Origin of the sequence: Neptuniibacter sp. CAU 1671 (assembly GCF_029222905.1) — a bacterium.
Lineage (GTDB): Bacteria > Pseudomonadota > Gammaproteobacteria > Pseudomonadales > Balneatricaceae > Neptuniibacter.
Map to the genome: position 1 here is coordinate 356,386 of NZ_JARHUE010000001.1, position 18,227 is coordinate 374,612.

14 protein-coding genes are annotated in these 18,227 nt (G+C 50.8%); 4 read left to right on the plus strand and 10 right to left on the minus strand.

Going from position 1 to position 18,227, the window contains the following annotated elements:
- Positions 1–4: 4 nt before the first annotated feature.
- The 6 genes from P2G53_RS01685 to P2G53_RS01710 form a co-directional block, all read right to left on the minus strand.
- A complete protein-coding gene (locus P2G53_RS01685; RefSeq protein ID WP_275812810.1) occupies positions 5–673 on the minus strand; it encodes an ATP-binding cassette domain-containing protein in 669 nt (222 codons plus the stop codon).
- Positions 670–1,428 carry an ABC transporter permease gene (locus P2G53_RS01690; RefSeq protein ID WP_275812813.1) on the minus strand — a complete coding sequence of 253 codons (759 nt, stop codon included), beginning with the start codon at positions 1,426–1,428 and terminating at the stop codon, positions 670–672. The genes P2G53_RS01685 and P2G53_RS01690 overlap by 4 nt, the downstream gene beginning before the upstream one ends.
- The gene (locus tag P2G53_RS01695; RefSeq protein WP_275812816.1) at positions 1,425–2,390 is read right to left on the minus strand and encodes an ABC transporter substrate-binding protein; all 966 of its coding nucleotides are present in this window, start codon (positions 2,388–2,390) and stop codon (positions 1,425–1,427) included. Before P2G53_RS01695 ends, P2G53_RS01690 begins: the two co-directional genes overlap by 4 nt.
- Before the next feature lie 243 nt (positions 2,391–2,633).
- Positions 2,634–3,308, minus strand: a complete 675-nt coding sequence (locus P2G53_RS01700; protein ID WP_275812819.1) for a carbonic anhydrase — start codon at positions 3,306–3,308, stop codon at positions 2,634–2,636.
- Positions 3,309–3,376: 68 nt separating this feature from the next.
- Complete coding sequence (gene oadA / locus P2G53_RS01705; RefSeq protein ID WP_275812824.1) at positions 3,377–5,194, minus strand: sodium-extruding oxaloacetate decarboxylase subunit alpha; 1,818 nt, start codon at positions 5,192–5,194, stop codon at positions 3,377–3,379.
- Positions 5,195–5,212: 18 nt separating this feature from the next.
- Complete coding sequence (locus P2G53_RS01710; RefSeq protein WP_275812827.1) at positions 5,213–6,628, minus strand: acetyl-CoA carboxylase biotin carboxylase subunit; 1,416 nt, start codon at positions 6,626–6,628, stop codon at positions 5,213–5,215.
- 123 nt (positions 6,629–6,751) lie between these two features.
- Here P2G53_RS01710 and P2G53_RS01715 point away from each other — a divergent pair, with 123 nt between their 5' ends.
- The 3 genes from P2G53_RS01715 (at position 6,752) to P2G53_RS01725 (ending at position 9,190) form a co-directional block, all read left to right on the plus strand.
- A complete protein-coding gene (locus P2G53_RS01715) occupies positions 6,752–7,738 on the plus strand; it encodes a LysR family transcriptional regulator (protein WP_275812831.1) in 987 nt (328 codons plus the stop codon).
- An 88-nt stretch (positions 7,739–7,826) separates the two neighbouring features.
- Positions 7,827–8,411, plus strand: coding sequence for a rhodanese-like domain-containing protein (locus P2G53_RS01720; protein WP_275812833.1), 585 nt, complete (start codon positions 7,827–7,829; stop codon positions 8,409–8,411).
- Positions 8,412–8,521: 110 nt separating this feature from the next.
- On the plus strand, positions 8,522–9,190 hold the full coding sequence (locus P2G53_RS01725) for a response regulator transcription factor (protein WP_275812836.1): 669 nt from the start codon (positions 8,522–8,524) through the stop codon (positions 9,188–9,190).
- A 49-nt stretch (positions 9,191–9,239) separates the two neighbouring features.
- Here P2G53_RS01725 and P2G53_RS01730 read toward each other — a convergent pair whose 3' ends face one another.
- Positions 9,240–11,840: a PAS domain-containing hybrid sensor histidine kinase/response regulator gene (locus tag P2G53_RS01730; RefSeq protein ID WP_275812839.1), complete on the minus strand. Its 2,601-nt coding sequence runs from the start codon at positions 11,838–11,840 to the stop codon at positions 9,240–9,242.
- On the minus strand, positions 11,833–12,981 hold the full coding sequence (nosP, locus tag P2G53_RS01735; protein ID WP_275812842.1) for a nitric oxide-sensing protein NosP: 1,149 nt from the start codon (positions 12,979–12,981) through the stop codon (positions 11,833–11,835). Before nosP ends, P2G53_RS01730 begins: the two co-directional genes overlap by 8 nt.
- Positions 12,982–13,436: 455 nt before the next feature.
- Here nosP and P2G53_RS01740 point away from each other — a divergent pair, with 455 nt between their 5' ends.
- Positions 13,437–14,591, plus strand: a complete 1,155-nt coding sequence (locus P2G53_RS01740; protein WP_275812844.1) for a porin — start codon at positions 13,437–13,439, stop codon at positions 14,589–14,591.
- A 557-nt stretch (positions 14,592–15,148) separates the two neighbouring features.
- Here P2G53_RS01740 and P2G53_RS01745 read toward each other — a convergent pair.
- Both P2G53_RS01745 and P2G53_RS01750 read right to left on the minus strand, forming a co-directional pair.
- Positions 15,149–15,850: an energy transducer TonB gene (locus P2G53_RS01745; protein ID WP_275812847.1), complete on the minus strand. Its 702-nt coding sequence runs from the start codon at positions 15,848–15,850 to the stop codon at positions 15,149–15,151.
- A 31-nt stretch (positions 15,851–15,881) separates the two neighbouring features.
- A complete protein-coding gene (locus P2G53_RS01750) occupies positions 15,882–18,218 on the minus strand; it encodes a TonB-dependent receptor (protein ID WP_275812851.1) in 2,337 nt (778 codons plus the stop codon).
- Positions 18,219–18,227 lie beyond the last annotated feature (9 nt).

Here is an 18,227-nt window from a genome sequence, read left to right on the forward strand (position 1 = left end):
GCCTTTATGCCACTGAATTGAATTGCTCTTGTAGCTTATGCTCCAGAATTTCGCGTGACAACTCACCACTGCGGGCACTGAACACCAGTTGCGCAGGTTTTCCTCCCAGTACGGAGATACGGTCACCCATTTGCAGCGCTTCTTCAAGATCGTGGGTAACGTAGATCAGGCAACGGGTAGGATGATCACAGACCAGCCGTTTAATCAGCCTGCGCATCTGCGCCGCAGTGGGCGTATCCAAAGACACAAGCGGTTCATCCATCAGCACCAAATCAGGCTCCATCAGCAAACAGCGGGCCAGTGCCGCTCTGCGCGCCATGCCGAGTGAGATCCGTGAAGGATAATAGTCGCCATAGCCTTGCAGATTAACCGCTTCCAGCATCTCATCTACGGCTGGAAGGTCATCTTTTACCAGCAATAGATTTTCACGCAGGGTGCGCCAGGGCAATAGCCGCGGTTGCTGGAAAAGATAACCAATATGGGGTTTCCCACTCTTCCAGTTGGCCTTTACACCATCCACATCCAGATCAGCCAGAATATTCAGCAGTGTTGTTTTACCAAAACCAGACGGTCCGATCAGGCAATGACTCTCACCTGGCGCCAAAGACAACGAGATCTCGCCCAACACGGGTTTATCGTTAAAACTGCGACCGGGAATTGACCAACTGATCATGACGATGCCCCTTTTTGCCAGCGACTTGAATACCGCTCTAACGGTTGCAGCACAAACCACTCTATCAGTTGCACCACCGTGATAAAGGCAAAGCTGTATGCCAGAATTGTTGCCACATCAAATAACTGAAACGCCAGATGTAGCTGAAAGCCCACGCCATCCGAGCGCCCCAGCAGCTCAACCACCAACACAATTTTCCAGATCAGGGCCAGACCACTGCGGGTAGCCACCATCACATAAGGGAACAATTGCGGCCACCAGATATGACGAAGACGCTTCTGCCAGGAAAAGTGATAGGCTTTCGCCATCTCCTCCAGCTCAGGATCGAACATACGTGCACCCTCTCGCAGGGTGACCGCCACATTGGGCAATTTATTGATAATCACCGCAGCAACCGCTGCCGCTTCCACCAGACCAAACCAGATATACAGCAGAATGATAACCACCAGCGCCGGAATGTTTAGCAGCATCACCAACAGAGGATCCAGGATCCGGTTACAGAGCGAAAACCGCCCCATCACCACACCCAGTATAATTCCCAGAAACATGGCTGATACAAAGCTGATCACAACACGTTGCAGCGTGATCATCAGATTGGGCAGCAAACGGTCCTGCTGCCATTCAATCAGCAGTTTGTCGGCCACATGATCTGGGCCCGGCAACATCGGATTCTGCAGCCAGGCTGCAGCGAGGTACCAAATAAGGATAAAAACTGCCAGCGCCAGCAGTTGATCTCGCAGGCGACTGGTCGTCATAATTCAGCCCGATAAAACACCACAGGATCGAGTTTTTCGCCAGTTGGATTGGGATCAAGAGAATCAATCAAACTGAAGAACCGCTTGGCATCCTCAATCTGCTGTTCAGAGATCCGCTCAGGAGTACCCTCAAGGTACTTCACTTTAAGCGCGGTAAAAATTTCATCGCTTTCAGCGTTCATCAGCGGGCGTATAGCATTCCAGCCCGCTTCATCAACCGCCAGACGCTGTTTCGCTTCTGCCACGGCAGCGGCAAAGCCTGCCACTGCATCAGGCGACTGCTCGGTTAACTGCGCATGAAACAGATACCCCAGAATCGGGAGACTGCTCTTCATACCCAACTCATGCATCAACTGCTGCATGCTGACCAAAGGCTTAAAACCTTCAGCCTCCAGACGCGCGCCAAAATGCCAGAAAGTTGCCAGCACATCGACCTGGCCGCGCTTAAGTGCCTGACTCAGCAAAGGCGGTGCAGCAAACTGGATAGAGGCTTCTTTTTGCAGATCGATACCTTCAGCCTTGGCTGCTGCCTGCAGCAACACCCAGCTTTTATTCATCGGTCCACCAGCAACTCCGATTTTTTTACCGCGCAGGTCCTGCAGCGTTTTGACTGCACTGTCTGTCGGCACAAGCACACTGCCGATCTGACTGGAAAAGGGGATAAAACGCAGGGTTTCGCCCGCATTGTTGCGTTTGCCAGCCCACAGCCAATCAGACACCATCATATCGGCGCCGCCACTGGTCAGCGCCAGTTTTGCCGCAGGCAAGCTGGCCACTTTAATCATTTCAAGTTTGAAACCGTGAGCCTGATCAAGCTTTTGATCAAGGATATACTGGAGTTCCCAGTTCACAGTACCTGATTGCAAAACGGCAACCCGTAACTGAGGAAGAGTGGTTTCAGCGGAAACCGTCAAGGAAAAGAGCGCAAACATCAGCGCTAAAGCACGTGTAACAAACGTCATAACATACCCGGCAGCAATTATTTTTATTGTGGCTGGATTCGCGTTGCCACGATCCGCCATGAAACTCTGTCAGTTTTACCCTGCGCAAAGTTAATACTCAGGCAGTTAAAACCGACAGATGTTCCGTAAAAACTTCATTACCAAAATACGAGTACGCTAACGGGTCAAAAATACTACTTTTGGTCTTGAGTATTAGTCCATTAGTACTACATGCATTCCCGCTTCGGAATTACAGGTCAGTATTTATTCAGCAGAAGCCTCTAGCTCAGCAATAATCTCTGCATACTGCTCTGAAAAGTCGCGGAAAGACTCATCATGCAAACCGCAGCAGCGGATACTGCCGGATTTGATGTCATAGACCCATCCATGAATGGAAAGCTTGTTGGTCGCAAGTTTGGCCGCCACCACAGGGTGGGTACGCAGATGCTGAACCTGCTGCAACACATTCTGTTCAATGGCTTCGTTGAGATAAGACGCATCAACACACTGATCACCCGGTAGGCTGTTGCGTTCACGCACAATCTCCATTGCAGAGCGACAATGCCCCAGCCACTCCTTAACATGAGGCAACCCTTTCAGACTGCCAAGATCAAGCGCCCCTTTAATCGCGCCACAATCAGTATGGCCACAGACAATCACATGCTGCACTCCCAGCACGGCTACGGCGTATTCAATGGAGGCGGTCATACCGCCCGTTTCATTGCTGTGCGGCGGGATGATATTGCCTGCATTACGACAGATAAACAGATCTCCCGGACTGGAGCCGGTGAGCAAGTTTGGATCAATTCGCGAATCCGAGCAGGTGATAAAAAGCACTTCCGGGCTCTGACCCATATCGGCCAGTACCCCGAAAAGGTCTTTACGCTCCGGGTAAATGTCCTGCTTAAACTTCAAAATACCTTTAACGATCTGTTCCATTACTAAAACCTGTCCTGCATTAAAAAGCGAAGGCACCCCGCTTGGGAGGTGCCGCATACTACTGGGATTTATCCAACGATTTCAATCAATACCTCGCCCGGTGTCACCCGGTCACCTTTTTTCACATGCACAGCCTGAACGGTGCCTGCGATATTGGCGTGGACTTCCATCTCCATTTTCATCGCTTCAATCACCATCACGCCCTGACCGGCAGAGACTGAATCGCCCTCTTTAACCAGTACATCAACCACATTGCCAGGCATTGCTGCACTGACATGGCCCGGATCGGTGGCTTTTTTACGCCCTTTACCGCCCTCTTCTGCCACATATTCATTCAGCGGCTCAAACACCACCTCTTCAGGCATGCCGTCCATCGACAAATACAGCTTGCGCTTGCCGCAACCGGAATCGCCCACACCGGTGATGGCGATTTCATAGGTCTCGCCATGCACATCAATTTTGAATTCAGTTGCAACCGCCTTGCTGGCACCTTTCACAGCAGCGGCGGCCTGATCAACGGGCTGCAGCACTTCCGGCTGTAGGGTTCCATCCTGGCGTTGCTGCAGGAACTCACGGCCCAGATCCGGGAACATGGCAAAGGTCAGCACATCTTCATCAGACTGTGCCAGGGCACCAATATCAGCCCGCAGCTTATTCAGCTCCGGGGATAATTGATCGGCCGGGCGCCCTTCAGTCACCGGTTCGTTGCCAATGGCTTTTTTGCGCAGATCTTCATTCACCGCTGCCGGTGGCTGACCATAGCCCCCCTGCAGGTAACGTTTTACTTCATTGGTGATCGTTTTATAACGCTGACCTGACAACACGTTATACACCGCCTGCGTACCCACAATCTGCGAGGTTGGCGTTACCAGCGGAGGGTAACCCAGGTCTTCACGCACCCGGGGAATTTCGGCAAACACATCACGGATAGAATCCAGTGCATTCTGCTCTTTCAGCTGGTTTGCCAGATTGGACATCATGCCACCCGGTACCTGATTGATCTGAACAGAGACATCTTCACGGGTGAATTCACTTTCAAACTGATGATACTTCTTACGCACATCACGGAAGTAATCCGCAATTTCAGAAAGCAGTTCCAGGTCCAGACCCGTGTCATACGGTGTACCTTTCAGTGCCGCCACCTGAGATTCTGTTGCAGGATGACTGGTACCCGCGGCAAACGAGGAGATCGCCGTATCAATGCGGTCAGCACCGGCTTCGATGGCTTTCATCTGGCACAAAGGTGCCAGACCCGATGTACTGTGACTGTGCACCACCAGCGGCAGGTCAACAGCGCCTTTGATCGCCTGCACCAACTCAAATGTCGCATAGGGTGTCAGCAGGCCTGCCATATCCTTAATGGCGATAGAATCCGCGCCCATTGCCTGCAGGGTTTTGGCCTGCTCAACAAACAGCTCCGGCGTGTGAACCGGGCTGGTGGTGTAACAAATGGTACCCTGGGCATGTTTGCCGGCCTTTTTGACGGCTTTCATGGCACGCTCGACATTACGCAGGTCATTCAGTGCGTCGAAGACACGGAACACATCAATGCCGTTTTCCGCCGCTTTCTGCACAAAACTGTCTACCACATCATCCGCATAGTGGCGGTAACCTAGCAGGTTCTGACCACGCAACAGCATCTGCAGCCGAGTGTTTGGCAGCGCCGCTCGCAACTGACGCAGGCGCTCCCATGGATCTTCCTTCAGAAAACGGATGCAGGCATCAAATGTTGCACCACCCCAAACCTCAAGTGACCAGTACCCGACCTGATCCAGTTTTTCACAGATCGGCAGCATGTCTTCGGTACGCATTCGGGTTGCAATCAGTGACTGGTGCGCATCACGCAGAATGACATCGGTGACTTCAATTTTTTTTGTCTGACTCATGAATAAATCCTCTGCTTGTTACCAACCGGCATGCGCTGCAATCGCACTGGCAATGGCCAGAGCCACTTCGCTGGGGTGACGTTTAACTGAATAATTGAGCAGCTCCGGATGGCTGGGCACGAAACTGGTATTAAAGTTGGCACCCTGAAAATCAGGATGCTTGAGAATCTGCTGATAATACTGCGCCGTCGTTTTGATGCCGTGCAGACGCATATCATCAAGGGCACGCTGGCCACGTTCGATTACGTGATCCCAGTTCAAAGCCCAAACCACCAGCTTCAGACACATGGAATCAAAGTACGGCGGAATCTCGTAGCCGGTATAGATGGCGGTATCAACCCGCACACCCGGGCCGCCCGGAGCATAGTAGTGACTGATACGTCCAAAACTGGGGAGAAAATCGTTTTTAGGGTCTTCGGCGTTGATACGGAACTGCAGCGCAAAACCACGGTAATGAATATCTTTCTGCGCAAAGCTCAACGGCATACCGGATGCAATTTGTAGCTGTTCACGGACGATATCTACGCCAGTAATCTGCTCGGTGATCGTGTGCTCGACCTGAACACGAGTATTCATCTCCATGAAGTACACTTCATTACCCGAAATCAGAAACTCAACGGTACCGGCATTCTCGTAACCCACCGCCTGAGCCGCTTTCACACCCAAACCACCAATATATTGACGCTGTTCCGGCGTCAGTTGCGGGCTGGGCGCAATCTCTATCAGTTTCTGGTTACGACGCTGAATTGAGCAGTCACGCTCATACAGGTGCACTACATTGCCGTGACTGTCCGCCAGAATCTGCACCTCGATATGCAACGGATCGACAATGCACTTCTCCATAAACACTTCGGCGGAACCAAAGGCCTTGGTCGCCTCGGAAATAACACGCGGATACTGCACTTTCAGCTCTTCCGCAGAATCGCAACGACGGATGCCGCGCCCGCCACCCCCTGAAGTCGCCTTAACCATCACCGGATAACCGATCTTCTCTGCCAGCTCCAATGCTTCATTCAGGTCTTTCAGGTTTCCGTCAGAACCGGGCGTAACGGGAACACCCGCAGCGCGCATGCTGTCACGCGCCTGCGTCTTATCACCCATCTTATGAATGACACTGGATTTAGGACCGATAAAAGTGATGCCTTTCTCTTCACACAATTTAGCGAAGTTGGCGTTCTCCGACAGAAACCCATAACCCGGATGGATGGCATCACAGCCGGTTTCCAGAGCCAGATTCACAATGCGCAGCGGATCCAGATAGCCCGCAAGCGGTTCTTCACCCAGAGAATAGGCTTCATCGGCCCGTTTTACATGCAGCGCATATCGGTCAGGTTCTGTGTAGATCGCCACCGAGCGGATATTCATCTCGGCACAGGCCCGCACGATTCGCACCGCAATCTCACCACGGTTAGCAATCAATACTTTTTTCAACATATCCATTCCTCAAACGAGTATGTATACAAGCGTAGATAAGGCTTAGGCAAAGTTAAAATTGATATTACTTAGGTTTTGTATAACCTATTACTTATACATATCTGATTAAGCGTGTAACCAAACATGATTCCCAGACTTGCCAGCCGCCTTACCTTTAGACAATTACAGGTCTTTCAGGCGGTTTACCTGAATAGGAGTTATAGCAAAGCCGGGGCACAACTGGGGCTGACTCAACCGGCTGTCAGCAGTCAGATACGCCAACTGGAAGAGACTCTGGGACTGCCATTGTTTGAGTATGTTGGGCGCCGTCTGTTTGTCACCAGCGCCGGTGAGACACTGGTAAAACATGCCGAACAGATTTTTGGCGAACTTGAGCATCTCCAATCCGACATTAACCGCCAGCGTGGCGTGGTAGCCGGCGAGCTACGTCTGGTCGCCGTGAGCACCGCCCAATATGTCGTGCCCTATCTTTTGCGTGCGTTTCTGAATCTGCATCCCGATGTCAAAACCAGTGTCAGCGTAGTAAACCGGGCCACTGCTTTGCAGCGTCTGGAGGAGAACAAGGACGATCTGGTGATTATGGGTATGGTTCCGGATGACAAACCGCTGGTAGCCCTGCCATTCCTGAACAACGAACTGATACCGGTTGTGCCACCCGGCCATCCCCTGCTGCAGAATCCCTCACCAAAAACTCAGGACTTCCTGAACAGTGAACTTCTGCTTAGAGAACCGGGGTCCGGCTCACGTCTGGCGCTGGATCACCACTGCCAGCTTCACCGTCTGCGCCTTCACAGCGCCATGGAGCTTGGCTCAAATGCAGCGGTTAAACATGCTGTTATGGCCGGGCTTGGGGTTGCGGTACTGCCCCGGCTCAGTGTGATGTCGGAATTAAGATTAGGTGCGCTGGAAATACTTAAACTTCCGGGTTTCCCCCTAAATCGCTCATGGTGCCTCGTCTACCCTCAGGCAAAATACCCAACGCCGACCATGCGTGCTTTTGTTGAATACGTGCAGCAGAACCTTAAACAACTGGAAGATTTCTTTGGGCGGCACGCTGAAATAGCGTCATCCACCCCAAACATGACCGGAAATGTAATAATTCATACTTAAGGTCCCGGCGTTTGACTCGTTAGTAGAATGTTTGACGAACAGCGCTCAGGGTGTAATAAAGCCACAATCGTATAGGCCGGATTGTTATATGTATTTTCTGTTTTTGCTGGTTGCACTGAGCACATGGACAGTGGCGGGGCCCGGTGCAGAGATACAGCCCAGTGGCAATCAATACTGGCCCGGCGTCGCTGAAGATGATTTTGAACTGTTCAGCTATGACGGCTATCGATTGCTGCGCTACCGCAGCCCGACACCGCTTTCAAGCGATTACGCCCAGACGGTGAATACGCAACAACTGATCGACCTGTTGCAGCAAACACCCAAGCCGGCGCTGCTGGATGTACAGCCAATTCCCTGGAATGGGGTGTTCATTGAAAAACAACCCCGCATGCATCTGCCCGGCAGTATGTGGTTGCCTAATGTTGGCCAGGGTGAGCCTGAAGAGCGCTGGCTTATCTATTACCAGAAAAACCTGAATAAATTACTGAAGGGTAACAAAAATGACCCGCTGGTAATTTACTGTACCGCTGATTGCTGGATGTCCTGGAATGCCGTAAAACGGGCGGCTTCATGGGGCTACAGCAATCTATATTGGTTCAGAAATGGCACGGACGGCTGGATTGAACATGACCAGCCACTAGAACAGGGAAAGCCAGAACCCTTCCCACCCTGACGATTTAAAGGTAATGTCAGTGTTTCAAGGGGTTACGGCTCTGAGAATGACAAAACAGCCACAGGCAAGCATAATTAGGCTGTATTACAAAAACCTGCTGGAGAGAGATCGTGTATAAAATCCTCATAGCCGATGATCATCCGCTGTTTCGTGAAGCAATTATCAACGTTATCCAAAACAGTTTTCCAGGCTGTGAGACACTGGACGCAGAAGATCTCGAAAGCGCTCTGGCCATTGCCCAGCAGGAAGAAGAGCTTGATCTGATCCTGCTGGACCTCAACATGCCCGGCATGAACGGCCTGAACGGCCTGATCACCCTGCGCAATGATATGCCGACGGTGCCGGTAGTGATTGTTTCTGCCGAAGAAGACAAGCAGATCGTACTGCAAGCCATTACCTACGGTGCTGTTGGCTTTATTACCAAGTCCTCTCCACGCGAACAGATGACAGAAGCGCTGGAACAGATTCTGGCCGGTAACGTTTATCTTCCCTCGGACATCATTCGCGCCAGCCAGGTTGATAGCCGTCGCACTCAGCGCAAGGATGACAATCAGATCCCTCCAGAGCTACTCTCCTCTCTGACCCGTCGACAGCTGCTGGTACTTGAGCGCATGTCCAAGGGCGAGTCCAACAAACAGATTGCTTACAACCTGAACATTGCTGAAACTACGGTCAAGGCGCACGTCTCTGCTATCCTGCGCAAACTGGGCGTTCACAACCGCATTCAGGCAGTCCTGTCAGCCGGTAATATCGACTTCAACGAATACCTTAAACGCTGATTAGCACACAAAAAAACCGGGCAGTGCCCGGTTTTTTTTGGTTCGCAAATTAACGGTTGAAGCTTTTTTCCAGCATATGCGTCATGGTGGTTTTCAGCTTGAGCGGCTTAACCGGCTTGTTGATCATCAGGAAACCCAGGTCGCGAATCTCCTGATTTAACTCAAGACTGTAATTCGCCGTAATCATCAGTACCGGCAGGTGATCGCCAATCTCGCCCTGCACTTCCCGCGCAGCATCAAGACCATTCTCACCGTCATCCAGATGATAATCTGCAATCAGCAGATCAACCGGATCCTCGGCAAAGTCAACTTTGCTGCGCAGATCCTCAACCGACAAAGCAGTCACTACATTACAGCCCCAGCCTTCAAGCAAAACGCGCATGCCATCACAGATCGCCTGATCATTATCAATCAGCCAGATATTGGCATTCACCAGATGCTCTGCAAGGACTGGCATACGCGGCCCCATCGGCACTGACGGCATAAGCTCGCCGCCCATCGGGACCTCAACCGAGAACATGGATCCCTTACCCTCAATAGAACGAACGGTAATGTTATGGCCCAGTACCCTGGAGATCTTATCGACAATCGCCAGACCCAGCCCCAGACCTTTATCCTGGCCATGCTGAGGTTTTTTAAGGCGCTTAAACTCCTGGAATATCTCAGTCAGTTTTTCCTGCGGAATGCCTGGACCGGTATCCCATACCTGAATAGAAAGCACCCCAGGACGGCGGCGACAACCCAGCAAAATCCGGCCCTCCTGGGTATAACGCATCGCATTGGTCAGGAAGTTACGCAGAATACGCGCCAGTAACTGAGAGTCAGACTTAACAACACAACTGCTACCGACATAATGGAATTTAAGCCCTTCCGCACCCGACAGCCGACTGAACTCTGACGCCATCGTATCCAGCAATCGCTGCACACTGAAGGGCACGATATCCGCTTTTACGACACCGGCATCCAGTTTCGAAATATCCACCAGCGTTCGCAGCAGAGACTCCACATCATCCAGTGAGTTTGAAACCGACTGCACCAGAGGTTCAGCGGTATTTGTGCGCAACTTATCGTGTAATGCAGCCGAAAACAGACGTGCTGCATTCAAAGGCTGCAGCAGGTCGTGACTCACCGCCGCCAGGAATTTGGTCTTGGAGAGGTTGGCAACCTCAGCCTCTTGTTTTGCCTCACGCAGTCGCGCTTCCACTTCGGCACGCTCTTCGATTTCAGAGCGCAGCTGATCATTCAGTGATTGCAGCTCTGCGGTACGCTCCTCTACTCGTTGCTCCAGCAACTGGTGGGACAATTTAAGGGCTTCAGCAGAACGGCGTCGTTCTGTGATATCCCTGATCATAACGAAGAAGCCGTCAGATTCGCCCTGGGCACTCACGTTGGCAACGTAGGATTTGAGCATATAACGCTGCTCTCCACGGGCATTACTCTGCCAGACCTCAAAGGTCTGACTCTCACCGGCAAGGGCTTTTTCTACGTAAGGTGCCAGTTGGGCATATTGCGCATCATCATAGGCATCATGGATGCTTTTACCATTCAGCGCGCCACGTGGCAGACCAAACCATTCGTCATACACTTTATTAGTGAAGCGATAGACAAGATCCGCACTCAGATACGCAATCATCGCCGGAACGTTATCGGTAATCAGGCGTATCCACTGCTCACTTTCACGCAGCGTTTCTGCGTAACGGTGTCGTTCAGTAATATCGGTATAGGTGTTTACAAAGCCACCCTCAGGCATTGGATGGGTTCTGACCTCCACTACCTGCCCTTTCTCACTGCGCTGTTCAGAGGCCAGTACTTCACCCTGCTGAGCAGCCGTCAGCGCATGCTGCAAAATGGTGTGGTTATCCAACATCAGGGCTGCGAACGGAGGACTGTTATCCAGCTGATCGCGAGGCACCCCGGTCAGCTCAATGAAACGATCATTCCACAGCTCTACCGTTCCTTCCGGATTGATCAGCACGACACCTTGCGACAGGTTATCGACGGTTCTCTGCAGCAGCTTGGTTTTCTCAGCCAGGGCATATTCACGTTGTGCCGTTTCACTGGCTTTGAGTGCGGTGATATCGGTATAGAGAATGACCAGGCCCTGATCCTGAGTCTGACGTTCACTCATCTGCACCCAACGGCCATCCGCAAGACGATAAACTTTACTGGCACCGTCAGTCGCCGGGTACTCCTCGACTATCAGCCCGCTCTCTTTTGCAAGGCGGGAAATATCCTGAATTGTGGTACCGGTTTTGATCGCCAACCCGGTGGGACGCCAAACGTCCGCAAACTTACTGTTAAACAGAATGATGCGGCGCTGATCATCGAACAACACAAAGGCATCGGAGATACTTTCAATCGCGTCTACCAGGCGCTGATTTGCCAGTGCAGCCTGCTGATTCGCACTTTTGAGGGCGTAGTGGCTGGTTTTCAGCTCTGACAGTACATGGTTCAGAGCATCGGTACGCTCTCGCACCTGCTCGGCGAGGATCACCGAGTGCTCAAACGCGGAATAAGGGTTTGTTCCCTGTGAACTGCTGGAGGATTCAACACGCTCAATCAACACCTTATTGATTTTGAGCAGTTTGGCATTTTCCTCTTCTAATGCTTTGAGGCGCTGCTGTAACGCCTCCTGAAACTGATCAGTCATGACGACGTTTTCCAATGGCCACTCCGGTGAATGTCTGATTGATGTGCATACCCGCCAGCTGCTCCCCGTAGGTATTGAAGCCGATCACACGGTTACGCACGTAGACCTCACAAACATCCCGATTGAATCCGCCCAGCTGGGCCTCCAGCCTGCGCAAAAAACAATCACAGCCAATAATAATCTGTGGTTCGCCGATCTTTTCCCTGATCTCCACCAACTTCTGCTCCAGATTTTCCAGCATGTCTCGAGGTTCCATGACTGTCAGTACAATGCCATTCTCGACCGCGCAGTAAAATTTAAGACTGAGATCATCCCCCACCTGCTGAATCGAGCGTCCAAAATAGTCATCACTCAACTTAACGGCCAGTGGGTGTAAGGCAAACATATCCGGGGTGAGCTGATCCAGCTCCAGGCCCGTCACCCGGGCATATTCCACTGCAGCGGGTTCTGCATTCAACTCAAAAACACACCGACTGGTGGCATCCGCTCTGGTCACCACCAGCTTTTCAGGAAGACGTTGCAGGTGATGGGTGCTGAACACTTCAAATTCAAAGCAGGTATTCACCAGCATCACTACCGCTGCGTCGGTATGAAAGGCACCATTAAAGAAAACATGGGTTTTTGCCAGATGGACATCATCCCCGGCCGAACCACCAAAGTTAGGAATACTGCCCAGGGCTGAATTCAGATTCATCAGCACCATCTCTTCCTGTATTGATAAGCCGTCCAGCAGGGTCAGCGCAAAGGTGTTGCCTTTTATAGCCGCCACTTCATGTTCATTGCAGCTATGAATTAACTGATCTACCAGTGTTTGAGCATCCGTCAGACTGAAATCATCCAGACACTCAATTGACGCAGCCTCAATTGCAAAATCAGCACGATCAAAACCAATTGCAGTAATACAGCCCTGACCATAACCATCCGGCGTAATCTCCCCTGCCGTAGTACAGCCAACCACCACCATATCGGTAAATTCTGCATTGATCGCATCAGCAAGAGCAGGAAGATCATATTCCGCGGAGCAGAAAAACAGCACAAAAGCGATGCCCGGATCAGTGAACTGCATATGCAATTCTTTTGCTGCCACATCAGGAATACGACTGTAAGAAACAACAGACTTGATTGAGTGGGGGTTATTCACGGCTGGAACTCCGTTTTTTTAATTATTGTTTCAGGCATATCACGTTGCGGCCCGATCTACGCAGTGCCTTAGCATACCACTGCTTTATTGATGAACGGCAACACTTCAGCTCGGTTATATTTCAGACTTTTTCCAACACACTTAGTAAAGGCTAAATTCGTTTTTAACTAAAAATGAACTTTAAAATGCTTACCTTGTCATCTTAAAACAGGTATAAATAGCGCCCCTACCCCATTTGGTGCACTGCACCAAAATACAGCACTTTGGTATCAGTACCAGTACTAGTCACGCCCGACTAATACCTTTCATTATTTCTCTCTAATACAAAACGCCTTAAAGTCTTGTAAACCCAAGGTTTAATCAAATGCCTACTCTGGCTGAATACTTGATTTTGCGTGGGTTTTTGATAATCGACTCCGAACGTTAACAACAAAACCGAACTAATCGGGGGCGACATGAAAAATAACAAGGCTAAATTGCTAGCTGCTGCAGTTGCTATGGGCATCTCTGCTCAGGCAAGCGCTGCAATCGAACTATACAACACCGAAGGCACCACCTTCTCTGTAGACGGTTACTTCAACACTTTCTATGTACATTCAAGCGTTGACGGCGGCCCACAGGGCGACAACGACCAGTCTCGTGTAAAAATGGGCTTCCTGCCAAACTACATCGGTTTTAACTTCAGCAAGAAAATTGACGACCTGACTGTTGGTGGTCGTTCATCTTTCTGGGTTACTATTAACGATTCTGACGCGACTCGTGCGGGTGAAGCTGGCCGCGGCGATAGCCTGGGTACTGATTCCGGTATCGACGTTCGTCAGTTCTACGCAACTGTAGACGGTTCTTTCGGTCAGATTCTGATCGGTAAAGACTTCGGCCTGTTTAACCGCGCTGTAATCCTGGGCGACGAACTGCTGATCGGTTACGGCCAGTCTTCTGACACCTTGGGTCTGGTAGACGGCGGAAACGTATCTTTCGGTAACATCGCTACCGGTTACACTTATCCGTTCCCGAAAGCCCAGATCACTTACCGCACCCCTGCGACTAACGGCTTCCAGTTGGCTGTTGGTCTGATGGACCCTAACAAGAGCGATGTTAATTCTGAAGAAACTGCTCCACGTTTCGAAGCAGAAGTAACTTACGCTGGTGAGATGTTCTCTGCCAACATCAGTACTCTGTATCAGTCTTCTGACTCCACTACTGGCGGTGAAGATGTAGACACTACCGGTGTTGCTGGTGGCGTTAAATTCAAAGCTGCTGGTTTTGCACTGGGCCTGTCTGCATTTAGCGGCGAAGGCATGGGTACCCTTGCTGGCCTGGATACTCTGACTCTGTCTGAAGACAATGAAGTTGAAGGTTACCTGGTACAGGCTTCTTACACAGCTGGCGCTACTCGTTTCGTAGTTTCCTACGGCAACTCCGAAAGCGATGCTGATCCATTGCTGGCGGGTGCTGATGCTGAAACCGAAAATACCGCATTTGGTATCTTCCACTCAGTTAACAGCAACCTGATCCTGATCGGCGAGTACAACATGACTGAAGTTGAAGTCAATGGTGCCGAGTTCGAAGAGAACGATACTATCGCACTGGGTGCTGTAGTACTGTTCTAATCAGTTTCACTTAGAAAGCTGATAGTTGGCCGCGCGCTGCCCCCCTTCGCAGCGACGCGGTCTTCTTTTTTTGTAGCACTCACTTCCTCTGCGATTTCTTATCAATCCAGCCTGTCTTATAAAGCGTGTCGTGATTGATGGGTTTTACCCTTAGCATTGAACACTGACTCATTCTCTCTTCCTGATCCCACCCTCTTTTTTACCACCTCATTTTTCACCACTTTATTTTGCTTAAAAGCGAAACCTTATCTGATTACAGCTATACCTGAATAACAGCCAGTCATAACAATAAGCAGCGGTAGCGGCAGTGGCAGTGGTAAAAGTAGAAACAGAATAATCAGGACAAAAAAAAGCCTGCAATGCAGGCTGTAATATGACGGTTAGAGCTCTTAGATAGATAACTCAAGTGCCAGAGTGGATATCATATGGGCTGGCTGACCCATATGCTCTAATTGTTAAATATGTTACGGCTGAATACGACGCTGCTTGCGAGTGAATTGACCTTATACTTTAGGTCTTAAGCCAAGGACTGAGCCAATTAGTCAGTCAGCACAGGGTCAGCGCAACTGAAAATTAACCGGCACTTCCACCCATGAAGCCACGGGTTTGCCATCCAGCAGGGTTGGCTTAAACAGCCATTTTTCCACGGCCTCCAGCGCTGCCTGATCAAGAATCTCATGGCCACTGCTGCGGTGTACCAGTACCTGCTGGTTAAGACCCTCTGCACTGACCAGCACTCTTAGCAGCACCTCACCTTCAAGCTTACGCCTCAGAGCCTTGCGCGGGTATTCAGGCGCTCTGGGCGATTCTCGATACTGCGGTGAACGCACAACCTCCCTTAGAACGCCTTTAACTAAGGGAGAGGGCCTCTCTATCACCGGTTTGGGCTCCGGCTTTGATTCCGGTTTAGGCTCCGGTTTAGGTTCCGGTTTAGGTTCCGGTTTAGGTTCCGGTTTAGGTTCCGGTTTAGGCTCCGGTTTAGGCTCGGGTTTAGGCTCGGGTTTAGGCTCGGGTTTAGGCTCGGGTTTAGGCTCGGGTTTAGGCTCGGGTTTAGGCTCGGGTTTAGGCTCTTCTATCACCGGCTCAGGAGCAACCTCCTGCTGACGCAGAGTAACATCAACAGTGTACGTGATGATTTCAGGGATGACGGGAGGAATGCTTGGCGTATTAATCCAGTAATACGCCAGAACGGAATGTGCCAGCAACGACAACGTCATTGCTGGCACAAAATTTACTGCAGGTAAAAAGCTGCGTGTCATTCAGATCAGACCCACAGCTTTTTGGCATGAATCAGAAGCGGACCCGCATGCCAACCACACCTGAACGTGGCTTACCGGGGCCAACGAAACGGACTTCATCGTCAAAGTCATCTCCAAGCACTTCTTCCGCTTCGCCATAGACACCAAAGGTTTCATACTCTTTATCAAACAGGTTGTCGATCTTAGCAAAAAACTCAACATTTTCAGAGGCTTTATAGAGACCTCTTAGATTAACAACAGCAAATCCATCCAGCTTGTCGTCATCATTGGACTCGTCACCCCGGAAATACTGACTGCTCTGATAAGAGACTTCCAGCCCCAGGTCAAATGCGGGCGTCACATTCCAGTCTGCAACCAGCTTTACCACATGTTGCGGCAAGCCCGGAATATCATCACCACGCTCAACCTGACGGTCTCCACCCTGTGGATGGTTAGGGCTAAAACTGACATAAGGCGTGCGGAAGGTCGCCTCCAGCCAGGTATATGAAACCCCAAGCGTCACTTTTTCGTATTGCTTCTGCGCTCCCAATTCCAGACCTAAACGGCGGGTTTTACCCACATTGGCAAAGTAACCTTCTGATGGGCTATCACCTGCCTGCTGGAAAATAATGTCATCGTGGTTAATGGTGTGGAAAACACCCGCATTCCACTGATAGTCAGAACCGTTGCCACGTACACCAAACTCAACTGTTTTGGCGACAACCTGCTTTAACGGTGGATCTGATACAAAACCATTTGGTAACTTACATGGGTCATCCGGATCCGCACAGCTCAGCTCAGCCGGAGTTGGTGCACGGGAAGCCTCACTGTAACTGGCATACCAAGAACGCTCATCCGTGGGGTGCCAGGCCAGACCGACAGCCGGATTAAAGCGGTTGAAGCTGTGACTGCCATCCAACGAGCCTTCACCATCTTCAATCAGATCTTCCATCTTCACGCGAGTACGGTTGTAACGGCCTGCAACTGTAAGATCCAGTTCATCGTTCAGAGCCAGCGTGTCGGTAAAGAACAAACCAAAATTAAATTGTTTGGCATGTAGTCGAACCTGTGACTCCGCGTCGTACAGACCAATACCGGTCACGCCTCGGTCGTCAGTAATCACATCGTTACGGAGTTCAGCAAACTGGGTATCAGAACGGAACTTAATATCAGCCGCATCATAGTTAAAACCGACGGTCAGCTGATTTTCACGATCAAACATATCCCCAAGGAAGGTCAACTGCGAAGCCAGACCCAAACTCCGCTGCTTGGTTTCTGAGGTGTTCAGGGTACCGTCAAGTTCATCAGGATCCAGTGAGGGGTCAATTTCCTCAAGCGTCATACCTTCGTAACCAACAAAGGTTACTGGCTCCAGTGACATCGGATCATCTTCATCCCCTTCACACAGGGTCTCCAAGCCACCGTCATCACACTCTTCGTAGTCACTGTCATCGCCATTGAGGGTGTTGATCTTGTTCTTGCGGTAATACACATTACCACTCCACTGAACATCATCAGACACCCAGGTATCGCCCGACAGCGCGAACAGGTTCATCTGCGTTTCAGTACGATCCGGCTGAGTGTAGATGGATTCGCGCCCCTGAGTATCAAGCAGCAGTTCAGGTGCAGCGCCATTACCGATCAGCTCGTTATCATTGGCCGCCATGGTCAGCTCTAATGAACTGTCCTCACCACGCCAGCTCAGATTTGCCAGCCCCTGCCTTACTTCGCTGGGTGAATGATCACGCCAGCCGTCCTCTTCGTAATAATTGCCAATCACGTAATAACCGAACTGACCGTCATTACCCCCCGTCTGGGCCTCAAGGTTGAATCGGCCATCATCGCCAATCGATGTTTCAATCTGACTGCCCGGGTGATCAAAACCATTTTTAACCCGAATTGAGAGCGCGCCACCCAGAGTATTCTGACCAAACACAGGATTGGAACCCGCAAACAGGTTAATAGAGTCGATCGCACCTTCCGGCAAAAGATCCCAGTTAACCGTATCACCGAATGGCTCATTAAACCGGACACCATTCACATAGACAGAGAGTCCCTGCGGCAAACCTAAAAGAGGTGAGGCAGTAAAACCACGGTACTGTACGTCAGGCTGATAAGGGTTACTGACCGCTTCGTTGATCGTAACACTCGAGAAGTTGGCACGCAGGTGCTCAGCAAGGTTCAACGCCTGGCTTTTTTCAATCGCCTCATTATTGGCTGTCTGAACCGCCGCCGCGACCCGTTTCTTTTCCAGTCCGGCACCATGCAAAGGCGTGGTACCAATAACTGTTACACCCTGAAGTCGGGTCACTTCTTCAGCATAAAGACCCGGACTCATAACCAAACAACCTGCCAGCAGGGGCAGTAACACATTCCTGTTGTGATTCATTTTCAATCC

Coding starts and splice junctions, on each gene's coding strand:
- P2G53_RS01745 (WP_275812847.1), bottom strand. CDS start 15,850: ATGACACGCAGCTTTTTACCTGCAGTAAATTTTGTGCCAGCAATGACG.
- P2G53_RS01695 (WP_275812816.1), bottom strand. CDS start 2,390: ATGACGTTTGTTACACGTGCTTTAGCGCTGATGTTTGCGCTCTTTTCC.
- P2G53_RS01685 (WP_275812810.1), bottom strand. CDS start 673: ATGATCAGTTGGTCAATTCCCGGTCGCAGTTTTAACGATAAACCCGTG.
- P2G53_RS01710 (WP_275812827.1), bottom strand. CDS start 6,628: ATGTTGAAAAAAGTATTGATTGCTAACCGTGGTGAGATTGCGGTGCGA.
- P2G53_RS01720 (WP_275812833.1), top strand. CDS start 7,827: ATGTATTTTCTGTTTTTGCTGGTTGCACTGAGCACATGGACAGTGGCG.
- P2G53_RS01750 (WP_275812851.1), bottom strand. CDS start 18,218: ATGAATCACAACAGGAATGTGTTACTGCCCCTGCTGGCAGGTTGTTTG.
- P2G53_RS01740 (WP_275812844.1), top strand. CDS start 13,437: ATGAAAAATAACAAGGCTAAATTGCTAGCTGCTGCAGTTGCTATGGGC.
- P2G53_RS01690 (WP_275812813.1), bottom strand. CDS start 1,428: ATGACGACCAGTCGCCTGCGAGATCAACTGCTGGCGCTGGCAGTTTTT.
- oadA (WP_275812824.1), bottom strand. CDS start 5,194: ATGAGTCAGACAAAAAAAATTGAAGTCACCGATGTCATTCTGCGTGAT.
- P2G53_RS01700 (WP_275812819.1), bottom strand. CDS start 3,308: ATGGAACAGATCGTTAAAGGTATTTTGAAGTTTAAGCAGGACATTTAC.
- P2G53_RS01730 (WP_275812839.1), bottom strand. CDS start 11,840: ATGACTGATCAGTTTCAGGAGGCGTTACAGCAGCGCCTCAAAGCATTA.
- P2G53_RS01715 (WP_275812831.1), top strand. CDS start 6,752: ATGATTCCCAGACTTGCCAGCCGCCTTACCTTTAGACAATTACAGGTC.